At 65.9% G+C, this 26,393-nt stretch carries 29 protein-coding genes; 17 read left to right on the top strand and 12 right to left on the bottom strand.

Features of this window, described 5'->3' with window-relative positions; all coding sequences use genetic code 11:
• Positions 1-6: 6 nt before the first annotated feature.
• Genes QW881_RS09315 through QW881_RS09330 form a run of 4 tightly spaced genes read left to right on the top strand, consistent with a single transcriptional unit; the run spans position 7 to position 2,946 of the window.
• Positions 7-666, top strand: coding sequence for a CoA pyrophosphatase (locus tag QW881_RS09315; protein ID WP_409998999.1), 660 nt, complete (start codon positions 7-9; stop codon positions 664-666).
• The gene (locus QW881_RS09320; RefSeq protein ID WP_315757021.1) at positions 663-926 is read left to right on the top strand and encodes a DUF6111 family protein; all 264 of its coding nucleotides are present in this window, start codon (positions 663-665) and stop codon (positions 924-926) included. Before QW881_RS09315 ends, QW881_RS09320 begins: the two co-directional genes overlap by 4 nt.
• Complete coding sequence (locus QW881_RS09325) at positions 923-2,173, top strand: CCA tRNA nucleotidyltransferase (protein ID WP_315757022.1); 1,251 nt, start codon at positions 923-925, stop codon at positions 2,171-2,173. The genes QW881_RS09320 and QW881_RS09325 overlap by 4 nt, the downstream gene beginning before the upstream one ends.
• On the top strand, positions 2,170-2,946 hold the full coding sequence (locus QW881_RS09330; protein WP_315757023.1) for a TSUP family transporter: 777 nt from the start codon (positions 2,170-2,172) through the stop codon (positions 2,944-2,946). Before QW881_RS09325 ends, QW881_RS09330 begins: the two co-directional genes overlap by 4 nt.
• A gap of 38 nt (positions 2,947-2,984) precedes the next feature.
• Here the strand turns inward: QW881_RS09330 and QW881_RS09335 are convergent, their stop codons facing one another.
• Positions 2,985-3,884 carry a LysR family transcriptional regulator gene (locus QW881_RS09335; protein WP_315738715.1) on the bottom strand — a complete coding sequence of 300 codons (900 nt, stop codon included), beginning with the start codon at positions 3,882-3,884 and terminating at the stop codon, positions 2,985-2,987.
• A gap of 103 nt (positions 3,885-3,987) precedes the next feature.
• On the opposite strand from QW881_RS09335, the gene QW881_RS09340 reads away from it, so the two are divergent.
• From QW881_RS09340 to QW881_RS09355, 4 genes are read left to right on the top strand one after another with little or no spacing between them, the layout of a single operon-like run.
• The gene (locus QW881_RS09340; RefSeq protein ID WP_315757024.1) at positions 3,988-5,067 is read left to right on the top strand and encodes a 4-oxalomesaconate tautomerase; all 1,080 of its coding nucleotides are present in this window, start codon (positions 3,988-3,990) and stop codon (positions 5,065-5,067) included.
• A gap of 52 nt (positions 5,068-5,119) precedes the next feature.
• Complete coding sequence (locus QW881_RS09345; protein WP_316158269.1) at positions 5,120-6,118, top strand: ABC transporter substrate-binding protein; 999 nt, start codon at positions 5,120-5,122, stop codon at positions 6,116-6,118.
• Positions 6,119-6,132: 14 nt separating this feature from the next.
• The gene (locus tag QW881_RS09350; protein ID WP_315776145.1) at positions 6,133-6,963 is read left to right on the top strand and encodes an ABC transporter ATP-binding protein; all 831 of its coding nucleotides are present in this window, start codon (positions 6,133-6,135) and stop codon (positions 6,961-6,963) included.
• Positions 6,947-7,720, top strand: a complete 774-nt coding sequence (locus tag QW881_RS09355; protein ID WP_316158272.1) for an ABC transporter permease — start codon at positions 6,947-6,949, stop codon at positions 7,718-7,720. The genes QW881_RS09350 and QW881_RS09355 overlap by 17 nt, the downstream gene beginning before the upstream one ends.
• Positions 7,721-7,780: 60 nt before the next feature.
• On the opposite strand, the gene QW881_RS09360 is transcribed toward QW881_RS09355, so the two are convergent.
• The 5 genes from QW881_RS09360 to QW881_RS09380 form a co-directional block, all read right to left on the bottom strand.
• Positions 7,781-8,506, bottom strand: a complete 726-nt coding sequence (locus QW881_RS09360) for an HAD family hydrolase (RefSeq protein ID WP_315796842.1) — start codon at positions 8,504-8,506, stop codon at positions 7,781-7,783.
• A gap of 32 nt (positions 8,507-8,538) precedes the next feature.
• A complete protein-coding gene (gene hemF, locus QW881_RS09365; RefSeq protein WP_316158274.1) occupies positions 8,539-9,426 on the bottom strand; it encodes an oxygen-dependent coproporphyrinogen oxidase in 888 nt (295 codons plus the stop codon).
• A gap of 93 nt (positions 9,427-9,519) precedes the next feature.
• Positions 9,520-9,888, bottom strand: a complete 369-nt coding sequence (locus QW881_RS09370; RefSeq protein ID WP_315738713.1) for a 6-carboxytetrahydropterin synthase — start codon at positions 9,886-9,888, stop codon at positions 9,520-9,522.
• A gap of 17 nt (positions 9,889-9,905) precedes the next feature.
• Positions 9,906-10,538 carry a 7-carboxy-7-deazaguanine synthase gene (queE, locus tag QW881_RS09375; RefSeq protein ID WP_315757029.1) on the bottom strand — a complete coding sequence of 211 codons (633 nt, stop codon included), beginning with the start codon at positions 10,536-10,538 and terminating at the stop codon, positions 9,906-9,908.
• Positions 10,535-11,020: a tRNA (cytidine(34)-2'-O)-methyltransferase gene (locus QW881_RS09380; RefSeq protein ID WP_315757030.1), complete on the bottom strand. Its 486-nt coding sequence runs from the start codon at positions 11,018-11,020 to the stop codon at positions 10,535-10,537. Before QW881_RS09380 ends, queE begins: the two co-directional genes overlap by 4 nt.
• 279 nt (positions 11,021-11,299) lie before the next feature.
• Between QW881_RS09380 and petA the strand changes: the two genes are divergently transcribed.
• The 5 genes from petA to QW881_RS09405 all read left to right on the top strand — a co-directional run bounded on the left by petA (position 11,300) and on the right by QW881_RS09405 (position 16,979).
• The gene (petA, locus tag QW881_RS09385) at positions 11,300-11,830 is read left to right on the top strand and encodes a ubiquinol-cytochrome c reductase iron-sulfur subunit (protein WP_315738712.1); all 531 of its coding nucleotides are present in this window, start codon (positions 11,300-11,302) and stop codon (positions 11,828-11,830) included.
• 60 nt (positions 11,831-11,890) lie between these two features.
• Positions 11,891-13,960, top strand: coding sequence for a cytochrome c1 (locus QW881_RS09390; protein ID WP_315757031.1), 2,070 nt, complete (start codon positions 11,891-11,893; stop codon positions 13,958-13,960).
• 128 nt (positions 13,961-14,088) lie between these two features.
• Entirely contained in the window at positions 14,089-14,421 is a 333-nt protein-coding gene (locus QW881_RS09395) for a YnfA family protein (RefSeq protein WP_315757032.1), read from the top strand.
• A 194-nt stretch (positions 14,422-14,615) separates the two neighbouring features.
• Positions 14,616-15,290 carry a dienelactone hydrolase family protein gene (locus QW881_RS09400; protein WP_315757033.1) on the top strand — a complete coding sequence of 225 codons (675 nt, stop codon included), beginning with the start codon at positions 14,616-14,618 and terminating at the stop codon, positions 15,288-15,290.
• A 636-nt stretch (positions 15,291-15,926) separates the two neighbouring features.
• Positions 15,927-16,979 carry a hypothetical protein gene (locus tag QW881_RS09405; protein ID WP_315757034.1) on the top strand — a complete coding sequence of 351 codons (1,053 nt, stop codon included), beginning with the start codon at positions 15,927-15,929 and terminating at the stop codon, positions 16,977-16,979.
• 60 nt (positions 16,980-17,039) lie between these two features.
• On the opposite strand, the gene QW881_RS09410 is transcribed toward QW881_RS09405, so the two are convergent.
• Positions 17,040-17,456: a 4-oxalocrotonate tautomerase gene (locus QW881_RS09410; RefSeq protein WP_315757035.1), complete on the bottom strand. Its 417-nt coding sequence runs from the start codon at positions 17,454-17,456 to the stop codon at positions 17,040-17,042.
• 133 nt (positions 17,457-17,589) lie between these two features.
• Between QW881_RS09410 and QW881_RS09415 the strand changes: the two genes are divergently transcribed.
• The 4 genes from QW881_RS09415 to QW881_RS09430 all read left to right on the top strand — a co-directional run bounded on the left by QW881_RS09415 (position 17,590) and on the right by QW881_RS09430 (position 22,123).
• Complete coding sequence (locus tag QW881_RS09415; protein ID WP_316158279.1) at positions 17,590-18,162, top strand: TetR/AcrR family transcriptional regulator; 573 nt, start codon at positions 17,590-17,592, stop codon at positions 18,160-18,162.
• A gap of 176 nt (positions 18,163-18,338) precedes the next feature.
• Positions 18,339-18,569, top strand: coding sequence for a hypothetical protein (locus QW881_RS09420; RefSeq protein WP_315757037.1), 231 nt, complete (start codon positions 18,339-18,341; stop codon positions 18,567-18,569).
• Positions 18,570-19,264: 695 nt separating this feature from the next.
• Positions 19,265-21,427 (top strand): anthranilate synthase component I, encoded by a 2,163-nt coding sequence (locus QW881_RS09425; protein ID WP_315757038.1) that lies wholly within the window; start codon positions 19,265-19,267, stop codon positions 21,425-21,427.
• 156 nt (positions 21,428-21,583) lie between these two features.
• Positions 21,584-22,123, top strand: coding sequence for an adenine phosphoribosyltransferase (locus tag QW881_RS09430; protein ID WP_315738337.1), 540 nt, complete (start codon positions 21,584-21,586; stop codon positions 22,121-22,123).
• A gap of 16 nt (positions 22,124-22,139) precedes the next feature.
• Here QW881_RS09430 and QW881_RS09435 read toward each other — a convergent pair whose 3' ends face one another.
• The 5 genes from QW881_RS09435 to QW881_RS09455 form a co-directional block, all read right to left on the bottom strand.
• The gene (locus QW881_RS09435; protein ID WP_315738336.1) at positions 22,140-22,808 is read right to left on the bottom strand and encodes a hypothetical protein; all 669 of its coding nucleotides are present in this window, start codon (positions 22,806-22,808) and stop codon (positions 22,140-22,142) included.
• Positions 22,809-22,864: 56 nt separating this feature from the next.
• Positions 22,865-23,626 carry a hypothetical protein gene (locus QW881_RS09440; protein WP_009025709.1) on the bottom strand — a complete coding sequence of 254 codons (762 nt, stop codon included), beginning with the start codon at positions 23,624-23,626 and terminating at the stop codon, positions 22,865-22,867.
• A gap of 263 nt (positions 23,627-23,889) precedes the next feature.
• The gene (locus tag QW881_RS09445; protein WP_315757039.1) at positions 23,890-25,086 is read right to left on the bottom strand and encodes a M48 family metallopeptidase; all 1,197 of its coding nucleotides are present in this window, start codon (positions 25,084-25,086) and stop codon (positions 23,890-23,892) included.
• Positions 25,087-25,119: 33 nt separating this feature from the next.
• Positions 25,120-25,677: a LemA family protein gene (locus QW881_RS09450; protein ID WP_315717271.1), complete on the bottom strand. Its 558-nt coding sequence runs from the start codon at positions 25,675-25,677 to the stop codon at positions 25,120-25,122.
• A 189-nt stretch (positions 25,678-25,866) separates the two neighbouring features.
• Positions 25,867-26,295, bottom strand: a complete 429-nt coding sequence (locus tag QW881_RS09455; RefSeq protein ID WP_315717270.1) for a hypothetical protein — start codon at positions 26,293-26,295, stop codon at positions 25,867-25,869.
• Between the last annotated feature and the right edge of the window lie 98 nt (positions 26,296-26,393).

The following is a 26,393-nucleotide window of genomic DNA, read 5'->3' on the forward strand; positions in this document are numbered from 1 at the left end:
CAGCCCATGGTGAGGAACAGGACCGCTGAACTCAGTTCGGCCGATTTCTTCGCGCGGGGCCGCGCGCGGCTGCGCTTCGACGTTCCGCAGGCCCTGCTCGATCCGGACGTCATTCCGGCCAGTGGAGATTCCGGCACCGACCGCATGCTCGAGATCATCTCCCGCGAGCAGCCGATCCGCCCCGCGGCGGTGCTGATCCCGGTGGTCGACCACCCCGAGCCGACGGTCCTTTTGACCCAGCGCTCGCCGAACCTCTCGAGCCATGCCGGACAGATCGCCTTTCCCGGCGGCAAGATCGACGTCGCCGATGCCTCGCCGCTCGATGCCGCTCTGCGCGAAGCCGAAGAGGAGATCGGGCTCGACCGCAGCTTCGTCGACCCGATCGGCTATCTCGACGTCTACGGCACCGCCTTCGGCTTCCGCATCCTGCCCACGGTGGCGCGGGTGCGGCCGGGATTCACGCTCAGGATCAACGAGGGCGAGGTCGACGACGCCTTCGAGGTGCCGCTGGCCTTCCTGATGGACCCCGCCAATCACCAGCTGCATTCCAAGGAGTTTCGCGGCATGGAGCGCTCATATTACGCGATGCCGTTCGCCGAGCGCTACATATGGGGCGCGACAGCGGGCATCCTTCGGGTGTTGTACGAGCGGATCTGCCGGCCATGATCCGTGGCGTGTTGACGGAAATCGGAATTTTCCTCATTCCTTTTGCGGTTTATGTGTTGTTCTTGCTCGCGACCAAATCGGGGCTGTTGGTGCCGGCCAACTGGCCCCTTCATCTGACCACAAAATTGACGGTGGCGGCGCTGGTGTTGGTGATTGCAAGTCTGGTCCTGCTCGCCGAGTTCTCCGGCGCGCCGCCGCGTTCGACCTATATCCCCGCTCATGTCGAGAACGGCAGGCTCGTTCCAGGGGTCGAGAAATGATCGGCGCGCGGGTGCTGCATGCGCCCTGGCTCTCGTCTGGTCCCGCCGCGCGCGTGCTCGCGCTGCTCAATTGCGACGGCGAGGAGGCGCGGGTGGTCGGCGGCGCCGTGCGCAATGCGCTGCTCGGCATCGCCATTGGCGACATCGACATCGCGACCACGGCGCTGCCGGCGGAGGTGCTCCGGCGCGCCAAGGCGGCGTCGATCAAGAGCGTGCCGACCGGCATCGACCATGGCACCGTGACCCTCGTGCTCGAGGGGCATCCATTCGAGGTCACGACCCTGCGCGAGGACACCGAGACCTTCGGCCGCAAGGCCAAGGTCGAGTTCGGCCGCGACTGGGTCGGCGACGCGCACCGGCGCGACTTCACCATCAATGCGCTGTCCGTCGGGCCGGACGGCGTGGTGCATGATCACGTCGGTGGTCTCGCCGACATCGCCCAACGCCGCGTGCGCTTCATCGGCGATCCCGCCCAGCGCATCGCCGAGGATTATCTGCGCATCCTGCGCTTCTTCCGCATCCATTCGGCATTCGGCCACGGCGTCCCCGACCGCGAGGGCTATCTGGCCTGCATCGCCGGCCGCGCCGGCCTCGCCGCATTGTCCGCCGAGCGGGTGCGCATCGAGATGCTGAAACTGCTCGTCACCGACGGCGCGGTCGGCGCGGTCACGGCGATGGCGGATGGCGGGTTGCTGACGGCGATCCTCGGCGGCGTCGCCTATCTCGGTCCGTTCGCCGCGATGATCGGCATCGAGCGCGAACTGGAGCTTTCGCCGAGCGCGGTCCGCCGTCTCGCGGCGCTCGCGGTCGCCGTGACCGAGGATGCGCGTCGTCTCGGCGTCAGACTGAAGCTCTCCAATGCCGAGACCAAGGCGCTCGACGGCATGGGCCATCGCTGGTGGCGGTTCGCTTCCGCCGACGAGGCGCGAGTCCGACGTCTGCTGTATCGTCTCGGCGAGACCGTCTATCGCGACCGCCTGATGCTCGGCTGGGCGCGGGCGTGCGATCGCGACGACCGGCGCTGGCGCGAGCGTGCGCTGTTGCCGCAGCGCTTCACGCCGCCGAAATTGCCGTTGAAGGCGGCCGATTTCATCGCGCGCGGGGTTGCGGAAGGGCCGCTTCTCGGTCATGTGCTCACCCTCGCAGAGGATGCTTGGTTAGCTGCGGACTTTCCGCTCGACGAGGCATCGCTGAACGCGATCGCCGATCAGGCGGCGGCGCGTGTCAACCGCGACGGACGTTCATGAATTTTCTGGCAGGCTTTGCCGACATCTCGCTCCTGCAACTCCTGCTCGTCGCTTCCGTCGCTCTATTCGCTTCGATCATCGGTGGTCTTGCCGGCTACGGCACCGGCGCTCTCATGCCGCTCGTGCTGGTGCCGATGGTCGGCGCCGAACCCGTCGTGCCGATCATCGCGATCTCGGCGATCCTCACCAACCTCAGCCGCGTCGTCGCCTACATCAGCCACGCCGACCGTACGCGCGCCGTGATTGTCATCGCGGCAGCCGCGCTCACGACGGCGCTCGGCGCCTACGGCTACACGCGACTGACCAATGCCGGCGCGGCGTTCGTGATCGGCACCATGCTGATCATGAGCGTCCCGCTGCGGCGGATCCTGCGCAAGCGCGAGGTCAGGATCGGAAATGGCGGGCTTGCCGCCGGAGCAGTCGGTTATGGCGTGCTGGTTGGCGGCACCTCCGGCTCCGGCGTGATCCTGCTGTCGCTGCTGATGGCGGCGGGCCTGGAAGGCGCCGCGGTCATAGCCACCGACGCGATGATCTCGGTGGCGACGGGCGTCATCAAGATCTCGGTGTTTGGTTTGGCCGGCGTGGTCACGGCGCAGGTGCTGGCCTTCGCGCTCCTGATCGGCGCGGTCGCGGTGCCGGGCGCGTTCCTCGCCAAGGCCTTCGTCGCCCGCATGCCGGTGCACATCCACGCCGCCATCCTCGACGCCGCCGTGATCACCGGCGGCGGCGTGATGATCGCGTCGGCGCTGCGGCACCTGCTGCCGGCAGGATAGCCCTTCGGCGTCAGGCTACCTGCTGTGCTGCTCGGCCTCTACGTCCGCCCCCAGCGGCCGATCAGCATCTTCAGGAAACGCTCCGCCGCAGGCGACATCGTGCCGGTTCTGCGGCGCACGACGCCGATGGTGCGTGAGATCTCGGGATTGAGGATGGGGCGCGTGACGAGGAAGGGATGATCGCTCTGCGGTGTCGCCATCTTCGGAAGAACCGAGATGCCAAGCCCAGCCTCGACGAGTCCAAGCGACGTGGAGAGATGCGTCACCTCGTAGAACCAGCGCAGCTTGATCGCTGATTTGGCGAGCGCGGCATCGAGCAGGGTCCGGTTGCCGCTGGACCGGTGTACGGTGATCAGAGGGTAGGGCTCGAGATCGCCCCAGCCGACCGTAGCCATCGCGGCGAGCGGGTGATCCTTGCGCGCGGCGAGCACGAAGGGATCCTCGACCAGACGGTCGAAGATCAGCTCGGGGTCCGATGCTCCCATCAGGTTGATGCCGAACTCGACCTCGCCACGCTCGACGGCCTGCAGCCCATCGGTGGCAGGCAGGTCGAGAATGCGAAAGCGGATGTTGGGATATTGATCGTTGAACTCGCGGATGACCGACGGCAGGAAGTAGAACGCCGCGGTCGGCAGGCAGGCGATAGTGACGAGGCCTCCGCGATTGAGGCCGCTGTCGCGCACAGCAAACAGCGAGCCGTCGAACTCCTCGATCATGCGCCGCACGAGCGGCACCAGCTCGGCGCCGAGCGCCGTCAGCGCGACGTGACGCGTCGTGCGCTCCAGGAGCGGCGCGCCGATCGCGCCCTCCAGCTTCTGGATGCGCCGGCTCAATGCCGGCTGCGAGAGGTTCAGGGCCTCGGCGGCCCGATGAAAGCTCTCCAGATCCGAGACGCTCAGGAAGGCCCGGAGGTCTAGGATCTCACAATTGATGTTAATCATGCATCAATACCGCAATTCTTTGCATTTCAAAGATCGATCTCAGCTCAGTATACGCAACAGTAACGTAGATTGATACGAAATTGACATAACTGAGGCCGGCATGAACGATCTGATCTCGATACCGTGCGTCCTGATGCGAGGCGGAACGTCGAAGGGGCCCTTTTTCCTGGCGTCGGACCTGCCGAGCGATCCGGCCCGGCGAGATGAGATTCTGCTCTCGGTCATGGGCTCCGGTCATCCGCTGCAGATCGACGGCATCGGCGGCGGCAATCCGGTCACGAGCAAGGTCGCCATCGTCGGGCCGGCCAGCGTGCCCGGCGCCGACGTGGATTATCTGTTCGCGCAGGTGCGGATCGATCAGCAACTGGTCGATACCTCGCCCAATTGCGGCAACATGCTTGCCGCGGTCGGACCTTTCGCCATCGAGGCGGGGCTGGTGCCGGCGAAAGGTCCGGCGACGCTGGTCCGCATCCACAACGTCAATACGCGCCAACTGATCGAGGCCGAGGTGCCGACCCCCAACGGCAAAGTGTCGTATCTCGGCGACGCGTCGATCGACGGTGTCCCAGGGCGAGCGGCGCCGATTGCGCTCACCTTTCTCGATGCGGCCAACCGGATGGACGAGATGTTTCCGACCGGCGAGGCCAATGAGACGATCGACGATGTCGACGTCACGCTGATCGACTGCGCGATGCCGATGATGATCGTGCGTGCGGAGGATCTCGGCGTGACCGGTTATGAGAGCGCCGCCACGTTGAGTGCGAACACGGCGCTGCTGGAGCGGCTCGAGCGGCTGCGCGTGGCGGCCGGCGGGCGCATGGGACTCGGCGACGTCCGCGACCGTGTCATTCCCAAGCCGGTGCTGCTCGCCCCCGCGGTGCACGGCGGCCACGTGTCGGCCCGCTATTTCATGCCGCACGATTGCCACCCGTCGCTTGCCACCACCGGCGCCGTCGGCATCGCCACCTCGCTGATCGTGGCGGACACGGTGAGCGCGCGTCTCGCTGGGCTGCAGGTCGCGCCTGCGGTGATCGGCATCGAGCACCCGATGGGCCATATCGACGTCAAGCTGCAGGAGCGCGATGGCCGGATCGTGGCTGGGATTTTGCGGACCGCCCGCAGGCTGTTCGAAGGCTGCGTGTTCGCAAAGCCCGCGACACGGATGGTACACGCCGCCTGAGCGCACGCGGCGTCCGGACTCAATCGACATCGATAACAAGGGAGGAAGTCACATGCGTCGTCTCATGCTCGCCATCACTGCGGCTGTCGCAATCTGCGGCTCGGCCGCCGCCGAGCCCGTGCGCATCAGCGTCGGCTCGTACAATCTGAACAACCTGCCGTTTCCGGTCGCGGTGGGCCTTGGCCTGTTCCAGAAGGAAGGGCTCGACATCACCGTGGAGAATTTCGCCTCCGGCGGCTCCAAGACGCTGCAGGCGCTGGTCGCCGGATCGACCGATGTCGCCGTCGGCTTCTACGACCACACCATCCAGATGCAGTCGCAGAACAAGTCGGTCGTCGGCTTCGTGCTGCTGTCGCGCAATTCCGGTCTGGTGCTGGCCGGTGGCAAGGCTGCGACGTTCGACCCGGCCAGGCCGGAGACCATCAAGGGCGCCAAGATCGGCATCACCGCCCCCGGCTCATCCTCGGACTTCTTCGTCCGCTATTATCTCAAGCAGAACAAGATCCCCGCCGAGAGCGTGTATCTGATCGGCGTCGGATCAGGGGCCGCTGCCGTGGCCGCGCTGGAGCAGGGCAAGATCGATCTGCTGGTGAACTACGATCCGGCCGCGACCTATGTCGAGCAGAAGGGGATCGGCAAGATCCTGATCGATGCGCGAAGCGACGAGGGCGCCAAGCAGGTCTATGGCGGCATCTATCCGACCTCCGTGCTCTACGCGACACAGCAGTACATCGCCAAGAACCCGGGCACGGTCCAGAAGATCACCAACGGCATGGTCAAGGCGCTGCGCTGGATCGCCACGCACAGTGCCGAGGAGATCGTCGCGGTGCTGCCGAACGATTTCATCTCCGGCGAGAAGCAGACCTATACGAAAGCGGTCGAGAAGGCCAAGGCGATCTTCTCCAGGGATGGTCAGTTCGACGAGACCGACGTGCAGACGCCGCTGCTCGTCCTCAAGAGCTTCAACGACAAGGTGGATGCGACGTCGATCGACCTCGCCAAGACCTACACCAACGCCTTCGCCGTGAAGGCGCAGAGCGTCTCGAACTGATCGGGAGGGAAACAATGGCACTCGCCGTCGTCAAGGACCTGGACCCGATGGTCCAGTCCCGCAGCGCCAGGAACATGGTGGAGATCAATCAGGTCACCATGTCCTTCGGCAACTACACCGCCGTCAGGGACGTGAACCTCACGGTCGCCGATGGCGAGTTTCTCGCCATTGCCGGTCCGACCGGCTGCGGCAAGAGCACCATCCTCAACGCGATCGCAGGCCTCTTGAAGCCGAGCGTAGGCAGCATCGCCATCGATGGCCAGCCGGTGCGCGGCGTCCAGGGCAACATCGGCTATCTGTTCCAGCAGGATGCCTTGCTGCCGTGGAAGACCGCGATCGAGAATGTCGAGCTCGGCCCGCTGTTCCGCGGCGTGTCGGCCCGTGAGCGCCATGAGCGCGCAATGGCCTGGCTCGTCAAGGTCGGGCTGAGGGGCTTCGAGCACCGCTATCCGCACCAGCTCTCCGGCGGCCAGCGCAAGCGCGTGCAGATGGCCCAGGCGCTCATCCATGGGCCGAAGGTCATCCTGATGGACGAGCCGTTCTCGGCGCTCGACATCCACACCCGCCATCTGATGCAGAACGAGCTGCTGCGGCTGTGGCAGGAGGAGAAGCGCGCGGTGGTCATGATCACCCACGATCTCGAGGAGGCCATCGCGCTGGGGGATCGCGTCGTCGTTCTGGCCTCGGGACCGGCCTCGCGGGTCATCGACAGCTTCCCAGTCGACCTGGAGCGGCCGCGCGACGTGGCCGAGATCAAGCTCGATCCGCGCTTCACCGATCTCTATCGCAACATCTGGGCCTCGCTGCGCGGGGAAGTGGAGAAAAGCTATGCCCGCCATGACTGAACGCCTCATCCAGCTCGCGCTGCTGATCGTCATCGTCGGCGGCTGGCAGGTCGGCGTCACCTACGGCGTCATCGATCCGTTCTTCTTCCCGGCGCCGCTGGCGGTGCTCAAGCAGGTGTTTGCCTGGCTGTCGGCGCAGAGCTTCTACGCGCATGTCTCGACGACGCTGACCGAGACGATCCTCGGCTACATCATCGGCACCGGACTCGGCGTCACCGCCGGCGTCTGGCTCGGCCTCAACCATTCCGCGGCGCGCATCCTCGATCCCTTCATCAAGGCGCTCAACGCCGTGCCGCGCGTGGTGCTGGCGCCGATCTTCGTGCTATGGCTCGGCCTTGGCCTGTGGTCGAAGGTGGCGCTTGCGGTGACCCTGGTGTTCTTCGTCACCTTCTTCAATGCGCTGCAGGGCGTGCGCGAGGTCAACCCGGTGGTGCTGGCGAATGCCCGCATCCTCGGCGCCCGGCGCTCGGAGCTGCTGCGCCACGTCTACTTCCCAGCGGCCGCGAGCTGGATTCTCTCGTCGCTGCGAACCTCGGTCGGCTTTGCGGTGGTCGGCGCCATCATCGGCGAATATCTCGGCTCGTCCGCCGGGCTCGGCCATCTGATCGCACAGGCCGAAGGCAATTTCGATGCGGTCGGCGTGTTCGCCGGCATCTTCATCCTGGCGATCTTCGTGCTGTGCATCGACGCGCTGCTCGACCTCGTGGAGAGCCGCCTGATCAAATGGCGCCCCAACGTCGCCGAGCGTCCGGCATGATCCGGATACGACAGAGCGCCGGTCCTGACGGGCCGGCGCTCTGGCATCGATCATCAGGCTTCAGGCCGGCACGAGCTCGGTCAGCGAGCGGATGATGCGGTCGGGCTTGACGTCGGTGCCTTCCGGCAGGCCGTCGCCATGGACGTCGATCCAGATCGAATAGATGCCGAGCCGCTGTGGCGCCACAATCTCCCATTCGAGATTGTCGCCGATCATCCAGGTGTCTTCGGGGCCGACGCCGAGCCGCTCCATCGCGTGCCAATAGGCGCGCTCCTCGGGTTTGCCGAAGCCGTGCTCGCCCTCGATCTGGATGTGGTCGAAGCGGTGCGCCAGCGCGAAGCGCTCGATCTTGGCGCGCTGCTGGCCGGCCTCGCCGTTGGTCACGAGCGCCAGCCTGACGCCGCGCGCCTTGAATGCGTCGATCGCCTCATGCGCGCCGGGAAAGATGAACATCTGCTCGTCGCGATAGGCGGTGAAGCGGTCGGCGATGCGGATCGCAAGCTCGGTCGGCAGCGCCGGGCCTGCGGCGGTCAACGCCGCGAAGCCGCCCTTGACCACCTCCTGGCGGGCCTGGATCAGCTTCATCCGCCATTCGGCGCCGGCGACCGACCAGAAGCTGCGCGCCGAGGAGAGGATCGCGGCCGCCACCTCCTGCGAGGTATGCGGCGCCAGCTCGTCGGCGAATTCGGTGGCGACGATGTTCCACGCGATCTCGGGCCGGCCATAGGCCGACAGGATGGTGTCGTCCATGTCGATCAGCATGGCGCGGGGCAGGGGAGCGGTCATCTCCTGGGTACGCGGCGGCGGGGCTGAAGGTTTCAGGGCCATTTCACTTCGGGCGGCATCGAGGACAGGATCGAGTCGACATTGCCGCCGGTTTTCAGCCCAAATGTGGTGCCACGGTCATAAAGCAGGTTGAATTCGACATAGCGGCCGCGCCGGATCAACTGCTCCTCGCGGTCCGCGTCGGTCCAAGGCGCGCCGGAATTACGGCGGACCAACTCCGGATAGACCTTCAGGAAGGCGCGGCCAACATCCTGGGTGAAGGCGAGATCGGCCTCCCAGTCGCCGGAATCGTGATGGTCGTAGAAGATGCCGCCGATGCCGCGCGGCTCCTTGCGATGGGGCAGGTAGAAGTATTCGTCGCACCAGCGCTTGTACTTGTCGTACGACGCGACCGCCGCATGCGCATCGCAGGCGCTCTTCATCGCGGCGTGGAAGGCGAGCGTATCCGGGTCTTCCTGAGAGCGGCGGCGGTCGAGCACCGGCGTCAGGTCGGCGCCGCCGCCGAACCAGGCCTTGGTGGTCACGACGAAGCGGGTGTTCATGTGCACCGCCGGCACGTGCGGCGACCGCAGATGCGCGATCAGCGAGATGCCCGAGGCCCAGAACCGCGGATCCTCGGCGGCGCCCGGGATCTGGCTGCGGAATTCGGGCGCGAACTCGCCATGCACGGTGGAGCAGTGCACGCCGATCTTCTCGAACAGCCGGCCGTGCATCATGCTCATGACACCGCCGCCGCCCGGACCGCCGGCATGATCGGTGCGCTCCCATGGCGTGCGCACGAAGCGGCTGGCCTGACGTGGATAGAGGGCGGCCGGCGCCTCGTCCTCGAGCCGCTCGAACGCCGCGCAGATCTGGTCGCGCAGGCTCTCGAACCAGGCGCGGGCGCGGGCCTTGCGATCCTCGATGGCGGCAGTGGTCATGGCAGTTTTCCCCGGCGCGCGTTTCTTTCACCCTCCCTTGGAGGGGAGGGTGGGACCGCTCATATCGCTACACCTGGCTACTACCATAAGCGATCAGCCCTGCGGGCCAAAATAGGTGCAGGTCTCGCGGCAGCTGTCGCGGTGGACGCTGACCTTGGTGACATGGCCGATGGAGCGGACGCGCTCATAGATGAAGCGCGACAGGTTTTCGAGCGTCGGCAGCCCGATCGCCTCGATCTTGTTCAGGAACTTGTGGTCGAGCATGGCCTGGATCTCGCTCAAGCGCTGCGTCAGCACGCCGAAATCCACCACCATGCCGGTCTCGGGATTGGTCGCATCGCCGCGCACCGTCACCTCGGCGCGGAAGGAATGGCCGTGGATCTCCTGGCTGGCTTCGCCGAGCGTCGTAATCGGCAGCGTATGCGCGGCCTCGAAGGTGAACGACTTGGTCAATTCCCACATCGTGTCAGTCACAATCCCTATCTGATGCCGATCATCTTGTGCGTCTGCAGGCTGAGCCGCCATTGCGGATGATGCTGGCAGTATTGAATCGCGCGCGCCGTGTTCGCGGCCGCGTCGGGCCCGTCCATCGGCTGCAGCGAGAAACGCTCGAAGGCGAGGCCTTCGAACCGCTCCGGCCCGGCGCCGTCCTGCGGATAGACCAGCTTCAGCTCATGGCCCTGCCGCAGCTTCAGTTCGGCGCCCGCCTTCGGGCTGACGCAGATCCAGTCGATGCCGTCGGGAGGAATGAGCGTGCCGTTGGTCTCGATCCCGACCGCGAAGCCGCGGGCGTGGAGCGCCGTGATCAGGTCGGCATCGACCTGCAGCAGCGGCTCGCCGCCGGTGAGGATCGTATAGCGGTCGGCGGCACCGCCTGTCCATTGCCCGGCAATCGCCTCGGCGAGACCGGCGGCGCTTTCGTAACGCGCGCCCAGCGTGCCGTCGGTGCCGACGAAATCGGTGTCACAGAACCGGCACGTCGCGGTTGCGCGGTCGGCCTCGCGTCCGCTCCACAGGTTGCAGCCGGCGAAGCGGCAGAACACCGCGGCGCGCCCCGCCTGGGCGCCTTCGCCCTGCAGGGTCATGAAGATTTCCTTCACCGCGTAGCTCACCCTTCGGCTCCTTGTGCAGATTGCAATTGGACGAATTGTCCGGTCTGGCGCAGCGCCTCGCCGGCGGCCATCGCCGCCGCCATCGCCACGTTCAGCGAGCGCAGCCCGGGCTGCAGCGGAATCCGCAGCCGCGCATCGGCGACCTCCGCCACGGCCTCCGGCACGCCGGCGCTCTCGCGCCCGAGCAGCAGGATGTCGTCCGCGCCGTAGCTGAAGTCGAGATAGCAGATCGCGGCCTTGGTCGTCAGCAGCAGCAGGCGATGGCCCGCCGCCGCCCGCCAGGCCTCGAACGCGTGCCATGAGTCGTGGCGCCGCCAATTCAACTGGTCCAGATAGTCCATGCCGGCGCGGCGGAACTGCCGGTCCGACACGGGAAAGCCGGCCGGCTCGATGATGTGGGCCGCGAGCCCGAGGCAGGCGCACAGCCGCAGGATCGTTCCGGTGTTCTGCGGAATGTCGGGTTGATAGAGCGCGATCTGCATGCGAATTGGTCTTAAGACTGAGGCGGAAAGTCCGCTTCCTGCGCGGGAATTGGTGCATGGCGTGCTGCAGGGCCGATAGCGGGCTTGCGCTCGTATCGCAAGGGTGCCAATAGAACGATTCTGGACGGCTTGTTCCCCAGGGGCGGTGGAGCGAGCCGTTTTCTGCCGCCGCGGGGGACGCGGGCGCCGGCAGGATCTCCCGGTCACGTGATCTCCAACGCCGAGATCCAAGACGTCGAGCGGGGCGGTTCCACCGGCTGCAACGAAGAAAGGGTTGGAATCGTGACAGCGTCTACTGCGGATCATCCGACACGCCGGGATTTTCTTTTCGTCGCCACGGGCGCGACCGCAGCGGTCGGTGGTGTGGCCGCCCTGTGGCCCTTCATCTCCCAGATGAATCCCGATGCCTCGACCATCGCGGCCGGCGCGCCGATCGAGGTCGACCTCTCTCCGGTCGCCGAAGGTCAGGACATCAAGGTGTTCTGGCGCGGCAAGCCGATCTACATCTCCCACCGCACCAAGAAGCAGGTCGAGGAGGTCCGTAAGGTTCCCGTGTCGAGCCTGATCGATCCGGCGACCGACCAGTCCCGCACCAAGGACGGCCACGAGCAGTGGCTGGTCGTAATCGGCATCTGCACCCATCTCGGCTGCATCCCGATCGCCCATGAAGGCAACTACGACGGCTTCTTCTGCCCGTGCCACGGCTCCCAGTACGATGCTTCCGGCCGCGTGCGCCAGGGGCCGGCGCCGCTCAACCTTCCCGTCCCGCCCTATCAGTTCGTTTCCGACACCAAGATCCAGATCGGCTGAGCGGACGTTCGTCTTCAGCTCACGCTCGATCGTGCAAGATAATTTCTTCAGGAACGCATCATGAGTGGACCTTCTGACTACCAGCCGAGCCACCCCGCCTTGAAGTGGCTCGAGCAAAGACTTCCGATCATCGGCCTGGTCCACTCGTCCTTCGTTGCCTATCCGACGCCGCGGAACCTGAACTATTGGTGGACGTTCGGCGCCATCCTCTCGATGATGCTGGGTGTCCAGATCGTCACCGGCGTCATCCTGGCGATGCACTACACGCCGCATGCCGACCTGGCCTTCAAGTCGGTCGAACTGATCGTGCGCGACGTGAACTACGGCTGGCTGCTGCGCAACATGCATGCCTGCGGCGCGTCGATGTTCTTCCTCGCCGTCTACATCCACATGTTCCGCGGCCTCTATTACGGGTCATACAAGGCGCCGCGCGAGGTGCTCTGGATCCTCGGCGTCATCATCTATCTCTTGATGATGGCGACGGGCTTCATGGGCTACGTGCTGCCGTGGGGCCAGATGAGCTTCTGGGGCGCCACCGTCATCACCAATTTGTTCTCGGCCGTGCCGTATTTCGGCGAGAGCATCGTGACGCTGCTGTGGGGCGGCTATTCGGTCGGCAACCCGACCCTGAACCGCTTCTTCGCGCTTCACTACCTGCTGCCGTTCCTGATCGCCGGCGTGGTCGTGCTGCACGTCTGGGCGCTGCACGTCACCGGCCAGAACAACCCGGCTGGCGTCGAGCCGAAGACCGAGAAGGACATGGTGCCGTTCACGCCCTACGCCACCATCAAGGACTTCTTCGGCGCCACCTGCTTCCTGATCTTCTATTCCTGGTTCATCTTCTACATGCCGAACTATCTCGGCGAGGCCGACAACTACATCCCGGCCAACCCGGCGGTGACGCCGGCGCATATCGTGCCCGAATGGTACTACCTGCCGTTCTACGCCATCCTGCGCTCGATCCCGAACAAGCTCGCCGGCGTCGTGGCGATGTTCGCGGCGATCATCGTGCTGGTGTTCCTGCCCTGGCTCGACTCGGCCAAGACCCGCTCCAACAAGTACCGTCCGCTCGGCAAGCAGTTCTTCTGGATCTTCGTCGTCGTCTGCATCGGCCTCGGCTATCTCGGCGCGCAGCCGCCGGAGGGCGTCTATGTCGTGCTCGGCCGCATCCTGACGGTGCTGTACTTCGCCTACTTCCTGATTGCGCTGCCGCTGCTCGCCCGCATCGAGAAGCCGCGGCCGCTGCCGAACTCGATCGCCGACGACGTGCTGGCGAAGTCCGGCCGCGCCGCGCCGATGGTCTCGACCGTGATCGCGCTGGTCGCCGCGGTGTCGCTGCTCGCCGGCAGCATGGGCGACGCCCGTGCCAGCGAAGGCCAGGAGAACCCGCCGTCGGCGAGCTGGTCGTTCGCCGGTCCGTTCGGTACCTTCGATCGCGGCGCCGTGCAGCGCGGCCTCAAGGTCTACAAGGAGGTCTGCTCGAACTGCCATTCGCTGCAATACGTGGCGTTCCGCAACCTCGCCGAGCCCGGTGGCCCCGGCTACTCGCCGGCGCAGGCCGCCGCCTTCGCGGCCGAGTACAAGATCAAGGACGGTCCCAACGACGCCGGCGACATGTTCGAGCGTCCGGGCCGGCCGGCCGACTACTTCCCGTCGCCGTTCCCGAACGAACAGGCCGCACGGGCCGCCAATGGCGGTGCGGCCCCGCCGGACCTGTCGCTGATGGCCAAGGCGCGCTCGTACAAGCGCGGCTTCCCCTGGTTCCTGATCGACTTCTTCACCCAGTTCCAGGAGCAGGGCCCGAACTACATCAACGCGCTGCTGCAGGGCTATGAAGAAACCCCGCCGCACGGCGTCACCATCCCGGAGGGCTCGTACTACAACAAGTACTTCCCCGGGCATGCGATCAAGATGCCGCCGCCGCTGTCCGACGGCCAGGTGACGTTCGACGACGGCTCGCCGGCCACCGTGAAGCAGTATGCCCACGACGTCGCGACCTTCCTGATGTGGACCGCCGAGCCGCACATGGAAGCGCGCAAGCGCCTCGGCTACCAGGTGTTCATCTTCCTGATCATCTTCGCCGGCCTGATGTACTTCACCAAGAAGCGGGTCTGGGCCGCCGCGCATTGAGCGGTGATCGGAAACCTCTGATGAAAACGAAAAGCCCCTCCGGGGGCTTTTTTGTTGTCCCTGTGTTAGTTGGGCTCGGGCCGGGGGAGGCCTTTTCCGCAGCGCAGCCGGGAAAACGGAGTTCGCCCATGCCGTCACTTCTCGCCTTCGCCGGCGCCGCCGTGCTGGAGATCGGCGGCTGCTTCGCGTTCTGGGCTTGGCTGCGGCTCGGGCAGTCGTCGCTATGGCTGTTGCCCGGCATGGCCGCGCTCGCCGGCTTCGCGACACTTCTCACCGTGGCCGACAGCCCGCTCGCCGGCCGCGCCTACGCCGCCTATGGCGGCATCTATATCACTGCGGCGCTGCTATGGGGCTGGCTGGTCGAGGGCCATCGTCCCGATCCGTGGGACGCCGCCGGCGCCCTGATCTGCCTCGCCGGCATGGCTGTGATCCTGTTCGCGCCGCGCGCGATGCCGGTTTAGCGCCCGCAGCCCGGATGAGCGCAGCGACATCCTGGATCGCAACAGTGCCGGCGAGGACCCCGGATGTCGCTGCGCTCATCCGGGCTACGGAATCCTCTCACGTTGAAGCGAAGCCGGTCGCCTCCCGTCGCGCCCCGACCGGATTTGCGGTAAACCGCGCTCCTGAGCTTCGAACAGAGAATGCGGAGGAACACATGGGCACACTCATCAGCTTCAAACGTCCTGACGGCCAGGAGGCCAAGGGCTATCTCGCCAAGGCTGCGCAGGCCGATGCGCCGGGCGTCGTCGTCATCCAGGAATGGTGGGGCCTGCAGGACCAGATCAAGGGGATGTGCGATCGTTTCGCGCTCGCCGGCTTCAACGCGCTGGCGCCCGATCTCTACAAGGGCACGGTGGTGCCCTATCACGACACGGATGCGGCGGGCCGGGAGATGAACTCGCTCGACTTCATGGACGCGACCACGCAGACCGTGCGCGGGGCCGCGCAATATCTGGCGCGCAACGGCGCCAAGGTCGGCCTCACCGGCTTCTGCCTCGGCGGCGCGGTGACGATCATCGGCGCGAGCAAGATCGACGAGCTCGCCGCCGGCGTCGTGTTCTACGGCATTCCGCCTGAGCAGGCGGCGAAGCCGGCCGACGTCAAGATCCCGCTGCAGGCCCACTTTGCCAACAAGGATGATTGGTGCACGCCGGCGCTGGTGGACGGCTTCGAGAAGGCGATGAAGGCCGCCGGCAAGTCGCTCGAGCTCTATCGCTACGATGCCGAGCATGCCTTCGTGAACGAGCAGCGCATGACCGTGCACGATCGCAGGGCCGCCGAGCTCGCCTGGGGCCGCGCCACGGCGTTTTTCCACAAGCACCTCGGCTGAGCTGAGGGCTGGCGCGTCGGTTCCAAACCGCGCCGTGCGGACTCAAACCGCGCGGGCGGTCTTGGTTTCGGCCGAGGGCGCTTCGGCCTCACCAAGAGTCGGAGCGTCGTCTGAAGGAGCCAAGGGGTCAGCGCTGGTCACCGCGTCGGCGGAGCGCCGTCGACGCTTCGTCCGCTTCGCCTGCGCTTCGAGGAAGCAATCGAGCAGCGTCGGCTGCTTCGGGAGCGCATGCGACACTGAGGGCTGTTTGCCGCGGGCCATGTTAACCAAGGTAATTCAATATGGTTAACCAATCATTGCCACACTATTGCAGCTAGACAACAGTGTTGCCCTCGCGCACAGCCAAGTTATGTAACTTTTTTGGGGTTGCGACAATCATTGGTCGATACCCGAGGCGGTGTGCACGCGCGCAACATGAGGTTGTGAGGGACCACACAGCCGCCGGCTGCAGCTTTTCGTCGCTTGGCGCCGTCACGTTTCCGCGAATCACCGGGATCCTGCGGAGATCTGAGCATTGATCGTGTTCGCAGTGCGTCGCTTCGTTCGATGGTCGAATTCGCCGTGTCTCGCCGTCGGTTGCGTCGCCGAATCAATCTGAGGTAGCGTTCTCCGGTCCCTCTGCTGATGGAGAAAGCCGTGCGTGTGGCCTTTGCGCTGGCTGGGCTGGGCGGCTTGAACGCCCATGGCGCCGGCTTCCTCGACACCGCCCGCGCCTGGGGCGTCACGCCGGATCTCGTCACCGCGACGTCCGGCCAGATCCTGGTGCTGTCGGCGTGGCTTCAGGGTCTCGATCTGCGCAACGAGCTGATGTCCTCCGACCGCCTCAGAGATCCGGCGTCGCAGCTGCGCACAGTGCTGTTCGGCTATCCCGGCGTGTTTCGTCCCGCCTATGCCGAGGCGCTGGCGCGCTTCGTCTCCTGGCCGGATTGGCGCGACGGCCCGTTCAACGCCCTCGCCGACCGGCTGTGGCCGGCGCAGCAATATGTCCCGGTGCGCAGCGAGGCTGACTTCGCGCACGCGGCGGAGACGCTCAATGCCACGCCGATCGGCGTCGTGTTCAACACCTATGATCCCGAGGCGGGCACGGGCTATCTCTATGGCAACGAGGCGGCGCGGGCGCTGCTGCCGGCGGAGAAGTCGGTTCCCAACGCCCATGCCGTCAAGGCGCGGCAATCGGCGGCCAAGCGCGACCTGCGCTACGCCTCCGAGGTGCTGGCCGAGCGCGCCATCCGCCCGATCACGCCGGAGGCGGTCAAGGCCGCGCTGTGGCTGTCGCTCTACGGCTTCACCAAGCTGCCCCAGGGACAGATGGACGGCGCCTATCACCGCGCCAGCATCATCTCCGAGCTGCACGGTTTCGACCGCGTCTTTGCCGTCCGCCCGCTCGCCCAGGGATGGCAGGGCCAGGCGCCGGCCAACTGGTTCGAGGTGCAGGACTGGACCACCGAGATGTGGTTCTCGGTCGGCTACAAGGCCGAGGTCGATGCGCTCAAGCGCATCAACGACCTGATCGCGAGCGGCGTGATCACCGATCCGAAATACAAGACCGTGGAGCTGGTCGAGATCCAGCCGGAGACGCCGGCCGGCTACTTCAACTACTTCGTCGAGCGCGGCGAGGTGTATGAGAATGCCGTGGTGGCGACGGAGATGAAGTTCGCTGAGCTCGGGCTGGTGAAGCCGGGGACGTGAGCGGTCGGCATTCATCACGGCCGCCGCCGCGCAATGCGGTAGCGGCCGTGATGACCGTGGTCAGCCTGCGGTGATGGCCCCCACAAGCGCGTCGTTGGTCATCGGCCTGCCGTCGAGATTCCAGGTGCCGTCGACGGCGTGGACGCCGTTGGACCAGATCCGGTCCCTGGCAAGCGCCCCGCCGGAGAGGTCATGCAGAATGTCGGTGGCTTCGCCGAAGAATGCCGTCTGGACCTCGTGACTGGCGAGCGCGAATGACGGCGTCTTAGTCTCGATCCAGGCACCATCGACCGGCGTGCCGCCGGCGAAGGTATGGCCCTTCGGCAGGATGTTCAGATGGGCCGTGACGTTCGCCCCCATGATCCTGTTGCCCGCCAGACCATGGTGTCTCAGGAACGATTCCGTGATCCGCGCAACGGCGATCGGCGCCTTGTCGGCGGCGATGACGCCTTCGGTGAGTGTGAGACTGATCGGCATGACTCCTCCTGTGCTCGCCCTGTGGCGGTTGTCCCGGGGAACGGCGGTCATTATATAACGACCGTGATCCACTAATAGAATAACGATCGTTATGAGTCAATCATGAAATAACGATCGCTATGGAAAGCGCCAGATGCGGTACCACGCCGAGCACAAGCAGGAAGCAAAGACGAAGTTGTTGGAGGCCGCGGGGCGCGGCTTTCGCCGGCTTGGCTATGGCGGGATCGGCGTCGACGGCCTCGCCAAGGAAGCCGGGGTCACGTCCGGCGCGTTCTACGGTCACTTCAAGTCGAAGGATGCCGCGTTCGAAGCCGCCGCGTTGGCCGGGCTGGACGAGCTCAGGACGGGGATCGCGAGTCTTCAGCAGCAGATGGGAGCGCGCTGGGTCGAGTCGTTCATCGCGTTCTACCTCGGCGAACGTCTCCATTGCATTCTGGACTCAAGCTGCGGACTGCAGAGCCTGACGCCGGACGTGACGCGCGCAAGCGAGGAAACGAAGGCCGCCTATGGCGCCGCGCTCGAAAAGGTCGCGCAGCAGATCGCAAAAGGGTTGCAGGGGAGCACCGATGAAGCTCGGCTGCAAAAGGCCTGGTCGCTGATGGCGATCCTCTCGGGAGGGGTGACGATGGCGCGCAGCGTCGGCTCACGCGAAGCCCGCGATGCCATCGCCTCCCACCTCAAGCAAGCCGCGCTGGCGCTTCTGTAGAGCAACTGCCGCGCGAGCACTCGGCTGCGCAAGCTGGGATCGACCTCCCGCCCCGACGACGTCGGGCTCGCCTCCCGCGAGGGGGAGGGGAGCGCACCGCCATCGTGGCGGCCTGTCGAAGCCAACAACGTTTCGATATTTGCTAACATGGCCCATCAGATGATCCTGGATCCCGCATGAGCACCGAGCCGATCACGTTCGTCGACAAGTCGTCCGGCGACGACGCATGCGTGCTGGTTCGCGTCGTCGGCAGCAGCGTTGGATTGTTGCTGTCGTTGAGGACGGACGGCGACATCGAGGTGTTCATGGAGGCCGCGGAGCTCGATCGTGTTATTGGTGCGCTTGAGCAGGCTCGCTCGGTGATTGGTGGTGAGCGCAGCACCTTGACTCCGCCGACCACGGATTAGTGGACGCAAATCGCCAAGAGAATCCGCGATGGCCGGCTCGCTCCTTCATGTCGTCTTCAACATGTCCGCCGTGGGCGCGTTGCGCGCCGCGCTCCGGCAGGCTGGCCGCAACGAAGGTGTGCTTCATGACTCGGGCAATCGTGTCGCGAGAATGCAGACCCATGTTCAGTCGTCATCCTGTCTCGGATTGCGCTGTCGGCTCGCCGATGCAGGCGCGATGATTGACGCGAGTACGCTGCCCACCCTCCCCTGGAGGGGGAGGGTCGCTCGCACGCGAAGCGTGCGAGCGGGGTGGGGTGTGCCACCGGCGACGGTCCATGCGGAGAGATCACCCCACCCCGCCTCACGTTTCGCTTCGCTCTCCGTGAGACGACCCTCCCCCTCCAGGGGAGGGTGGCAGTCGGGCCGGCACTTCGCGCGGTGCTCGAAAGCCGAGGGTTCTGAGCGGGAATGATAAGCATGCCACCTCCGCCAACCCCGACTGTGGCCCCGCCGCCCTTGACCCCGGCCGTCCCTCGTGGTCAGTTCCGCCTCATGAGCACCCTTGTCCGCCCAGCCCGTCTCTGGTGGCGCACCTTGTAAGAGGTGGCCGGTGCGATTTGTCTGACATCCAATCGCTTAGGGGCCGCCACGCAGCGGCGGCTTCCGGTTGGTCCTGTGTGGCGTTTCCTCGGTAAATTCCGTAAGAGGACCCCATGAACAGGACCGTTTTCGCCCTTCCGGCCCGCAGCGACTACCGCACCCATGGCGGGCTCGCGATCACGCGCGCCGTCGAGCAGTTCTCCGGCAATGCGAGCCGGCTCGACGATCTGATCGACCTGCTCGACCGCCGCCGCGGCGTGGTGCTGTCCTCGGGCACGACCGTGCCCGGCCGCTACGAGAGCTTCGATCTCGGCTTTGCCGATCCGCCGCTGGTGCTCGAGACCAAGGGCATCACCTTCACCCTGCAGGCGCTGAATCGTCGCGGCGAGGTGCTGATCGCGTTCCTCAAGGACACGCTGCGCGAGCCCTGCGTGGTCATCACCGAGGCCTCGCCTGCGCGGCTCGCCGGGCACATCGTCCGCGGGCCTGCCCCGGTCGAGGAGGACCAGCGCACCCGCCGCGCCAGCGTGATGTCGCTGGTCCGGGCGATGGTCGCCGCGCTCTCGGCCAATGACGATCCGCTGCTCGGTCTGTTCGGCGCCTTCGCCTATGACCTCGTGTTCCAGATCGAGGACCTCCAGCAGAAGCGGCCGCGCGAGAAGGACCAGCGCGACATCGTGCTCTACGTGCCGGATCGCCTGCTGGCCTATGACCGCGCCACCGGCCGCGGCGTCGTTCTTTCCTATGATTTTTCCTGGAACGGCCAGTCGACGGCAGGCCTGCCGCGCGACACCGACGCCAGCGTCTATCTCAAGGAGCCGCGCCAGGGTTTTGCCGATCACGCGCCCGGCGAGTACCAGGCGACGGTCGAGAAGGCCCGCGCGGCGTTTGCCCGCGGCGACCTGTTCGAGGCGGTGCCCGGCCAATTGTTTGCCGAGCCCTGTGAGCGCTCGCCGGCGGAAGTGTTCCAGCGTCTCTGCCGGATCAATCCGTCGCCCTATGGCGCGCTGATGAATCTCGGCGACGGCGAGTTCCTCGTCTCGGCCTCACCCGAGATGTTCGTCCGTTCCGACGGCCGTCGCGTCGAGACCTGTCCGATCTCCGGCACCATCGCCCGCGGTCGCGACGCGATCGGTGATGCCGAGCAGATCCGCCAGCTGCTGAACTCGGAAAAGGACGAGTTCGAGCTCAACATGTGCACCGACGTCGACCGCAACGACAAGGCGCGCATCTGCGTGCCCGGCACCATCAAGGTGCTGGCGCGCCGGCAGATCGAGACCTACTCCAAGCTGTTCCACACCGTCGATCACGTCGAGGGTATGCTGCGGCCGGGCTTCGACGCGCTCGACGCGTTCCTGACGCACGCCTGGGCGGTGACCGTGACCGGCGCGCCGAAGCTGTGGGCGATGCAGTTCGTCGAGGACAATGAGCGCTCGCCGCGGCGCTGGTATGCCGGCGCCATCGGCGCGGTGAATTTCGATGGCTCGATCAACACCGGCCTCACCATCCGCACCATCCGCATGAAGGACGGGCTCGCCGAGGTCCGCGTCGGCGCTACCTGCCTGTTCGATTCCGACCCCGCGGCAGAGGATCGCGAGTGCCAGGTCAAGGCGGCGGCGCTGTTCCAGGCGCTGCGTGGCGATCCGCCGAAGCCGCTGTCCTCGACCGCGCCGGACGCCACCGGCTCCGGCAAGAACGTGCTCTTGATCGACCACGACGATTCGTTCGTGCACATGCTGGCGGACTATTTCCGCCAGGTCGGCGCCAACGTCACCGTGGTGCGTTACGTCCATGCCTTGAAGATGCTGGCCGAGCGCAGCTGGGATCTCATCGTGCTGTCGCCCGGACCGGGCCGCCCCGAGGACTTCAAGATCTCGACGACGATCGATGCGGCGCTCGCGAAGAAGCTGCCGATCTTCGGCGTGTGCCTCGGCGTGCAGGCGATGGGCGAATATTTTGGCGGTCAGCTCGGCCAGCTCGCCCAACCGGCGCATGGCAGGCCGTCGCGGGTCCAGGTGCGCGGCGGACGCCTGATGCAGGGGTTGCCGAACGAGATCGTCATCGGCCGCTACCATTCGCTGTTCGTCGAGCGCGACAGCATGCCGGAGGTGCTGACCGTCACGGCGGCAACCGAGGACGGCGTGGCGATGGCGATCGAGCACAAGACGCTGCCGGTCGGCGGCGTGCAGTTCCACCCGGAGTCGCTGATGTCGCTCGGCGATGCCGTGGGTTTGAGGATCGTGGAGAATGCGTTCCGGCTCAATCAGCCGGGGTGAAAGGTGGTTGCCGTCATCGCGAGGAGCGTCAGCGACGAAGCGATCCAGAGTTGTTTTCGCGGTGCTGGATTGCTTCCGCCTTCGCCCGAGCGGGCTTCGGCGGACACGTCGCTTCGCTCGCAATGACGGCACATAAACAGAGTGGATGAGAGCACGATGACGTTCGATCTGGACATCAAGAATACGGTCCGCACCATTCCGGACTATCCGAAGCCGGGCATCCTGTTCCGGGATATCACGACGCTGCTGGCGGACGCGCGCGCGTTCCGTCGCGCGGTGGACGAGCTGGTGCATCCCTGGGCCGGCTCCAAGATCGACAAGGTCGCCGGCATCGAGGCGCGCGGCTTCATCCTCGGTGGCGCGGTGGCGCATCAGCTCTCGGCCGGCTTCGTGCCGATCCGCAAGAAGGGCAAGCTGCCGCACAAGACGGTCAGCATGTCCTATGCGCTGGAATACGGCACCGACGAGATGGAGATGCATGTCGACGCGGTCGAGCCCGGCGAGCGCGTGATCCTGGTCGACGACCTCATCGCCACCGGCGGCACGGCCGAGGGCGCGGTGAAGCTGCTCCGCCAGATCGGCGCCACCGTGGTGGCGGCCTGCTTCATCATCGACCTGCCGGATCTCGGCGGCGCCGCCAAGCTGCGCGCGCTCGACGTGCCCGTGCGCACGCTGATCTCCTTCGAGGGGCACTGAGGAACGCGCGGCGGCGTCAGGACCGCTGCATCAGGAGCTCGTTCTCGATCTCGCGCAGCGCATAGTAGTTGCGCCGGATCCATTGATAGAGCTCGGTGGACGGGTCCTTCTCCTGGCGCAGGTAGCCGGTAAAGGAGAACGAGAAGCGCTCGATATAGGTCCTCAGGAACGCGGGCAGGGCGGCAATGCGCAGATGCTTGCCGCGGCTGTAGAGGTCGGGGAGCTCCTCGCGCAGGACGTGGTCGTTTTCGACCACGATCAGCTGCGGTCGCGGGATCTGTCGCCGCAGGGCGTCGTAGGCGCGCATCGACACCCGGTCGCCCTCGGCGCAGTACAGAACGATCGGGACCACGTTCCGTCGTGAGGCCTCCTTCAAAAAGCCGATCTCCTCGGACATCTTGAAGAACTCGTCGAACGAGTAGTAGCCGAGGTCGATCACCTTGGCGATGCCGTCGTTGAGGATGACGCGATCCATCAATTGGATCTTGCCGTAGGTGTCCTCGATCGTCGCGGTCTCGGTGATCTGCGGCAGGAAGTCGAGCAGCGACGGCTCGCGCAAGGTGACGTCGAAGGCGAGCACCTGGCCGTTCTTGAGCAGCAGGAACTCGCTCAGCACCCGCGCAAGCAGCGTCTTCCCGGACTGCGGCCGGGGCGAGCAGACGATGTAGACGGGCGTTGCGGGCATCAGACCTATATCAGGTCAAATGCGGTTGCGATAAAGTCCCATCCTTCACGGGGCTGCTATTTTTCCCCGGCCGGCCGCGGCGCCGCCGCCTTGGTCGAGCCGACGATGTCGGTCAGCTTTATGCGGTCGTACTCGCTCCAGACATTGGCGAGCCAATGCCGGACATAGCCGCGCAGCACGAAGGAGTAGTTGGCGGCCTCGTCGCGCGGACCCTTGTTGGCGACGAATTTCAGGAACGGCACCGAGGCGACCTCGACCTGCTCGAACGCCATCTCGTTGAGCTTGGGGATGGTCAGCTCGGTCGCATCCTTGATGCGGTGGAAGTAGGAATTGTAGGTCGACTGGTCCCACTCGAAGAAGCTGGTGTTGTTGATGAAGTTCTTCACCAGGAAGTACTTCGCGCCGATCATGTAGCTTGCCGTCTCCGCGATCTCGTCCAGCGAGGCGATCGACGAGCCCAGGATGTGGAACACCGCGAAGGTGATCTGGCCGGAGCGCGCGGCGTCGAGGAAGCCGATGTCGCGCAGTGCCGCGAGCGTCGGCGACATCAGGCCGGCGCGGACGTCGATCACGGTCACCGAGGGCGCCACCGCGCTCAACGTGTCGAAGATCTTCATCTGGTCCGGCGTCGAATTCATGTCGACGATCTCGGTGATCTCCGGGTGGAAGCGCTTCAGGGTGCCGCGCGGATGCTCGGTGTCGAACGCCCGGGTCGGGACGTTGTTGGCGCTGAAATAATCGAGCAACGTCCGTGACACCGTGGTCTTGCCGACCCCGCCCTTGTCCGCACCCACCACAACCACTGCCGGTTTCGCCATGGAAAGTCCTTCAGCCCTGAGGCCGGCCAGGGGGCCGGCGCTTTGCATTCTGCTTTGGGCGCGAACATGGCAGAAACGCTGGAGAATTCAAATTCATTGCAGCACGGGACCGGGGAAATTTGCGCCTTCGCGGCAACAGGCCGGAGCAATCGGACCCGTTCCAGCCGAAACGTCCGGTTCGCGCCGAAACACTTGAGAGCGAATGCCCGGATGATTGCGCGCTGCGCGCGATCGGGGCTCGAACAGCGCCGCAGCGGCTGGCCCTAATGCCGGCCCCATGGGCCTGCAGCGGGTGTCGTCCAGGGGCCTTCCGGGGCGGCTTGCCCGCTGCCGGGCGACTTACCCCCTCCATCGGCATCGCCCCATGGGCCGGCCGGGGGCAGCGGCGGTGGCGCAGTGCCGTCGGCTGGCTCGTCACCGGTATCGGTATCTCTCCCGTCGGACGGCAGCACCAGCGGGCCCGGATCATGGCCGCCGGCGAACTTGATCAGCGCCTGGACGCGGGAGTCGACCGAGGGATGGGTGGCGAACAAATCGGCAAAGCCCTCGCGCGGATTGTCGACGCACAATTCCATGACGGCGGAGGTGGCGCCCGGCAGTTCGCCCCGCCCTTCGATCTTGCGCAGGGCGCTGATCATGGCGTCCGGATTCTTGGTCAGCTCGACAGACCCGGCATCGGCAAGGTATTCGCGGGTGCGCGACAGCGCCAGCTTGACCACCTGGGACAGCAGCCAGGCCACCACGATCAGCACCACAGCGATGATCACGACGATGATGGCCCCGCCGCCGGAGCCCTTGCGGTCGGAGTCGGACGAGGAGGACGACGACGACGAGCGGCCCCAGCCGCCGCCCCAGCTCATGTTGGTGAACAGGCGGAAGAACAATTCACCGAAGAAGCCGACCACCCCGGCGATGATCACGGCCACGACCATCAGTTGCACGTCGCCGTTGCGGATATGGGTGAGCTCGTGGCCCAGCACCGCCTCGATCTCCTGGTCGTCGAGCGCGTTCAGAAGACCGCTCGTGACGGTGACGGCGTATTGCCGCGGATTCAGGCCGGTGGCGAAGGCGTTCAGTGCCGGGCTGTCCATGACCTTCAGCTGCGGCATGGTGATGCCGCGCGAGATGCAGAGATTCTCGAGCAGATTGTAGAGCCGCGGCTGCTCCTGGCGGGTCACGGCCGTCCCGCCGGTCACGGCGTCGATCATCTTCTGATGGAAAAAATAGGCGATGACGATCCAGGCCGCGGCGCCGATCGTCGCCCAGGGCAACGCCTTGATCAGGTCGCGCGTAGCGGCGTGCATGTAATAGGCGACGCTGCCATTGCCGTTGATCATGACCTCGGCGATCAGCGCGCCGGCGAACACCAGCACGTAGATCAGCAGGAACAGGCCGCCGAGCAGCAGCACCGAACGGGTCTTGTTCGATGCGATGTGGGTGTAGAGACCGTAGGCGGCCATGGCGTCGGGCCCTTCAGCGCGGAGGGCGCGGGATCAGAACTTGACGCTGGGCGCGGCCTCGACCTCGGTCCGGCTGGCGCCGAGATCGAAGAATTCCTTGCGAGTGAAGCCGAAGGTGCCGGCGAACAGCGCCGCCGGCATCTGCTGGATGCCGGTATTGTATTCCTGCACAGCGTTGTTGAAGAAGCGCCGGCTGGCGGCGATCTTGTTCTCGATGTCGGAGAGCTCGCCGGCGAGCTGCTGGAAGTTGGCGTTGGCCTTGAGGTCCGGATAGGCCTCGGACAGCGCGATCAGGCGGCCGAGTGCGCCGGAAAGCTGGCCTTCGGCGGCCGAGACCTGGGCCGGGCCCTGCGCCGACATCGCCGCATTCCGAGCCTTGATGACCTCGTCGAGGGTGCCGCGCTCATGCGCCGCGTAGCCCTTCACGGTCTCGACCAGATTCGGGATCAGGTCGTGGCGCAGCTTGAGCTGGACGTCGATGTCGGCAAAGGCCTGGCCGACCCGCTGGCTGAGGGCGACCAGCCGGTTGTAGGCGCCAAGGGCGAACAGTACGAGGATGACGATGATGCCGAGGACGATCCAGCCGGACATGACGGGCTCCGAGGGAGAGGGCAGGAGGACGAGGCGGCCGACACGCGACGGCGCCGCCGGTCCGCAGGTGGACCGGCGTGCATTGGTCGCATCAGGGGGGATGCCCGTTCAAGCCGCTCGAGGCTGACCGGTCCGTTCGATGGGCGCCCAGGCGACCGAATGGGTGCCGGAGGCGGTGATGCGCAGGGCTCAATAGGGACGGGCGACCCGCCATTGCTGCGTGGGATCGTTGCCCTTGATATCGCCGGGGGCGCTGTCGAGCTGCGAGGTGTAGAGCGGACGGTAGCGGTAGGCCCACATCTTCTTGCCGTCGCTGCGGGTGATGACGGTGAAGTCGCCGCTGGCGGTCGCGTTGTCGGGTGCGATCAGCGGCGGCCGCTTCTCGGCACAGGCACCGTCGCAGGTCGACTTGTTCCCGGTGTTGTCGCGCTCGGTGTAGTACAGCGTCATCCCCTTGGGATCGACCAGGACGGGGCCGTTCTTGCCGACGATGGCCTTGGCCGGCGGGCCTTCCTGCTTCGGCGGGGGCGGTGCCGAGGATCCACCACCGTGGCCGTTTGCCAGGGCCGTTCCTGCCGAAGCCAGCAGCGCGGCGGTGATCATCATCGTCCTGAACATCGAAACGCGTTCCCTAGTGAGCAGCGCCTTCAGCGCCCCGTTGCAGCTCACCGTAGCAAGCGCGGATTTCTCGCCGGTTTCGCGAAATCGCGAAAATG

Source organism: Bradyrhizobium sp. SZCCHNS3016, assembly GCF_032484535.1.
GTDB lineage: Bacteria > Pseudomonadota > Alphaproteobacteria > Rhizobiales > Xanthobacteraceae > Bradyrhizobium.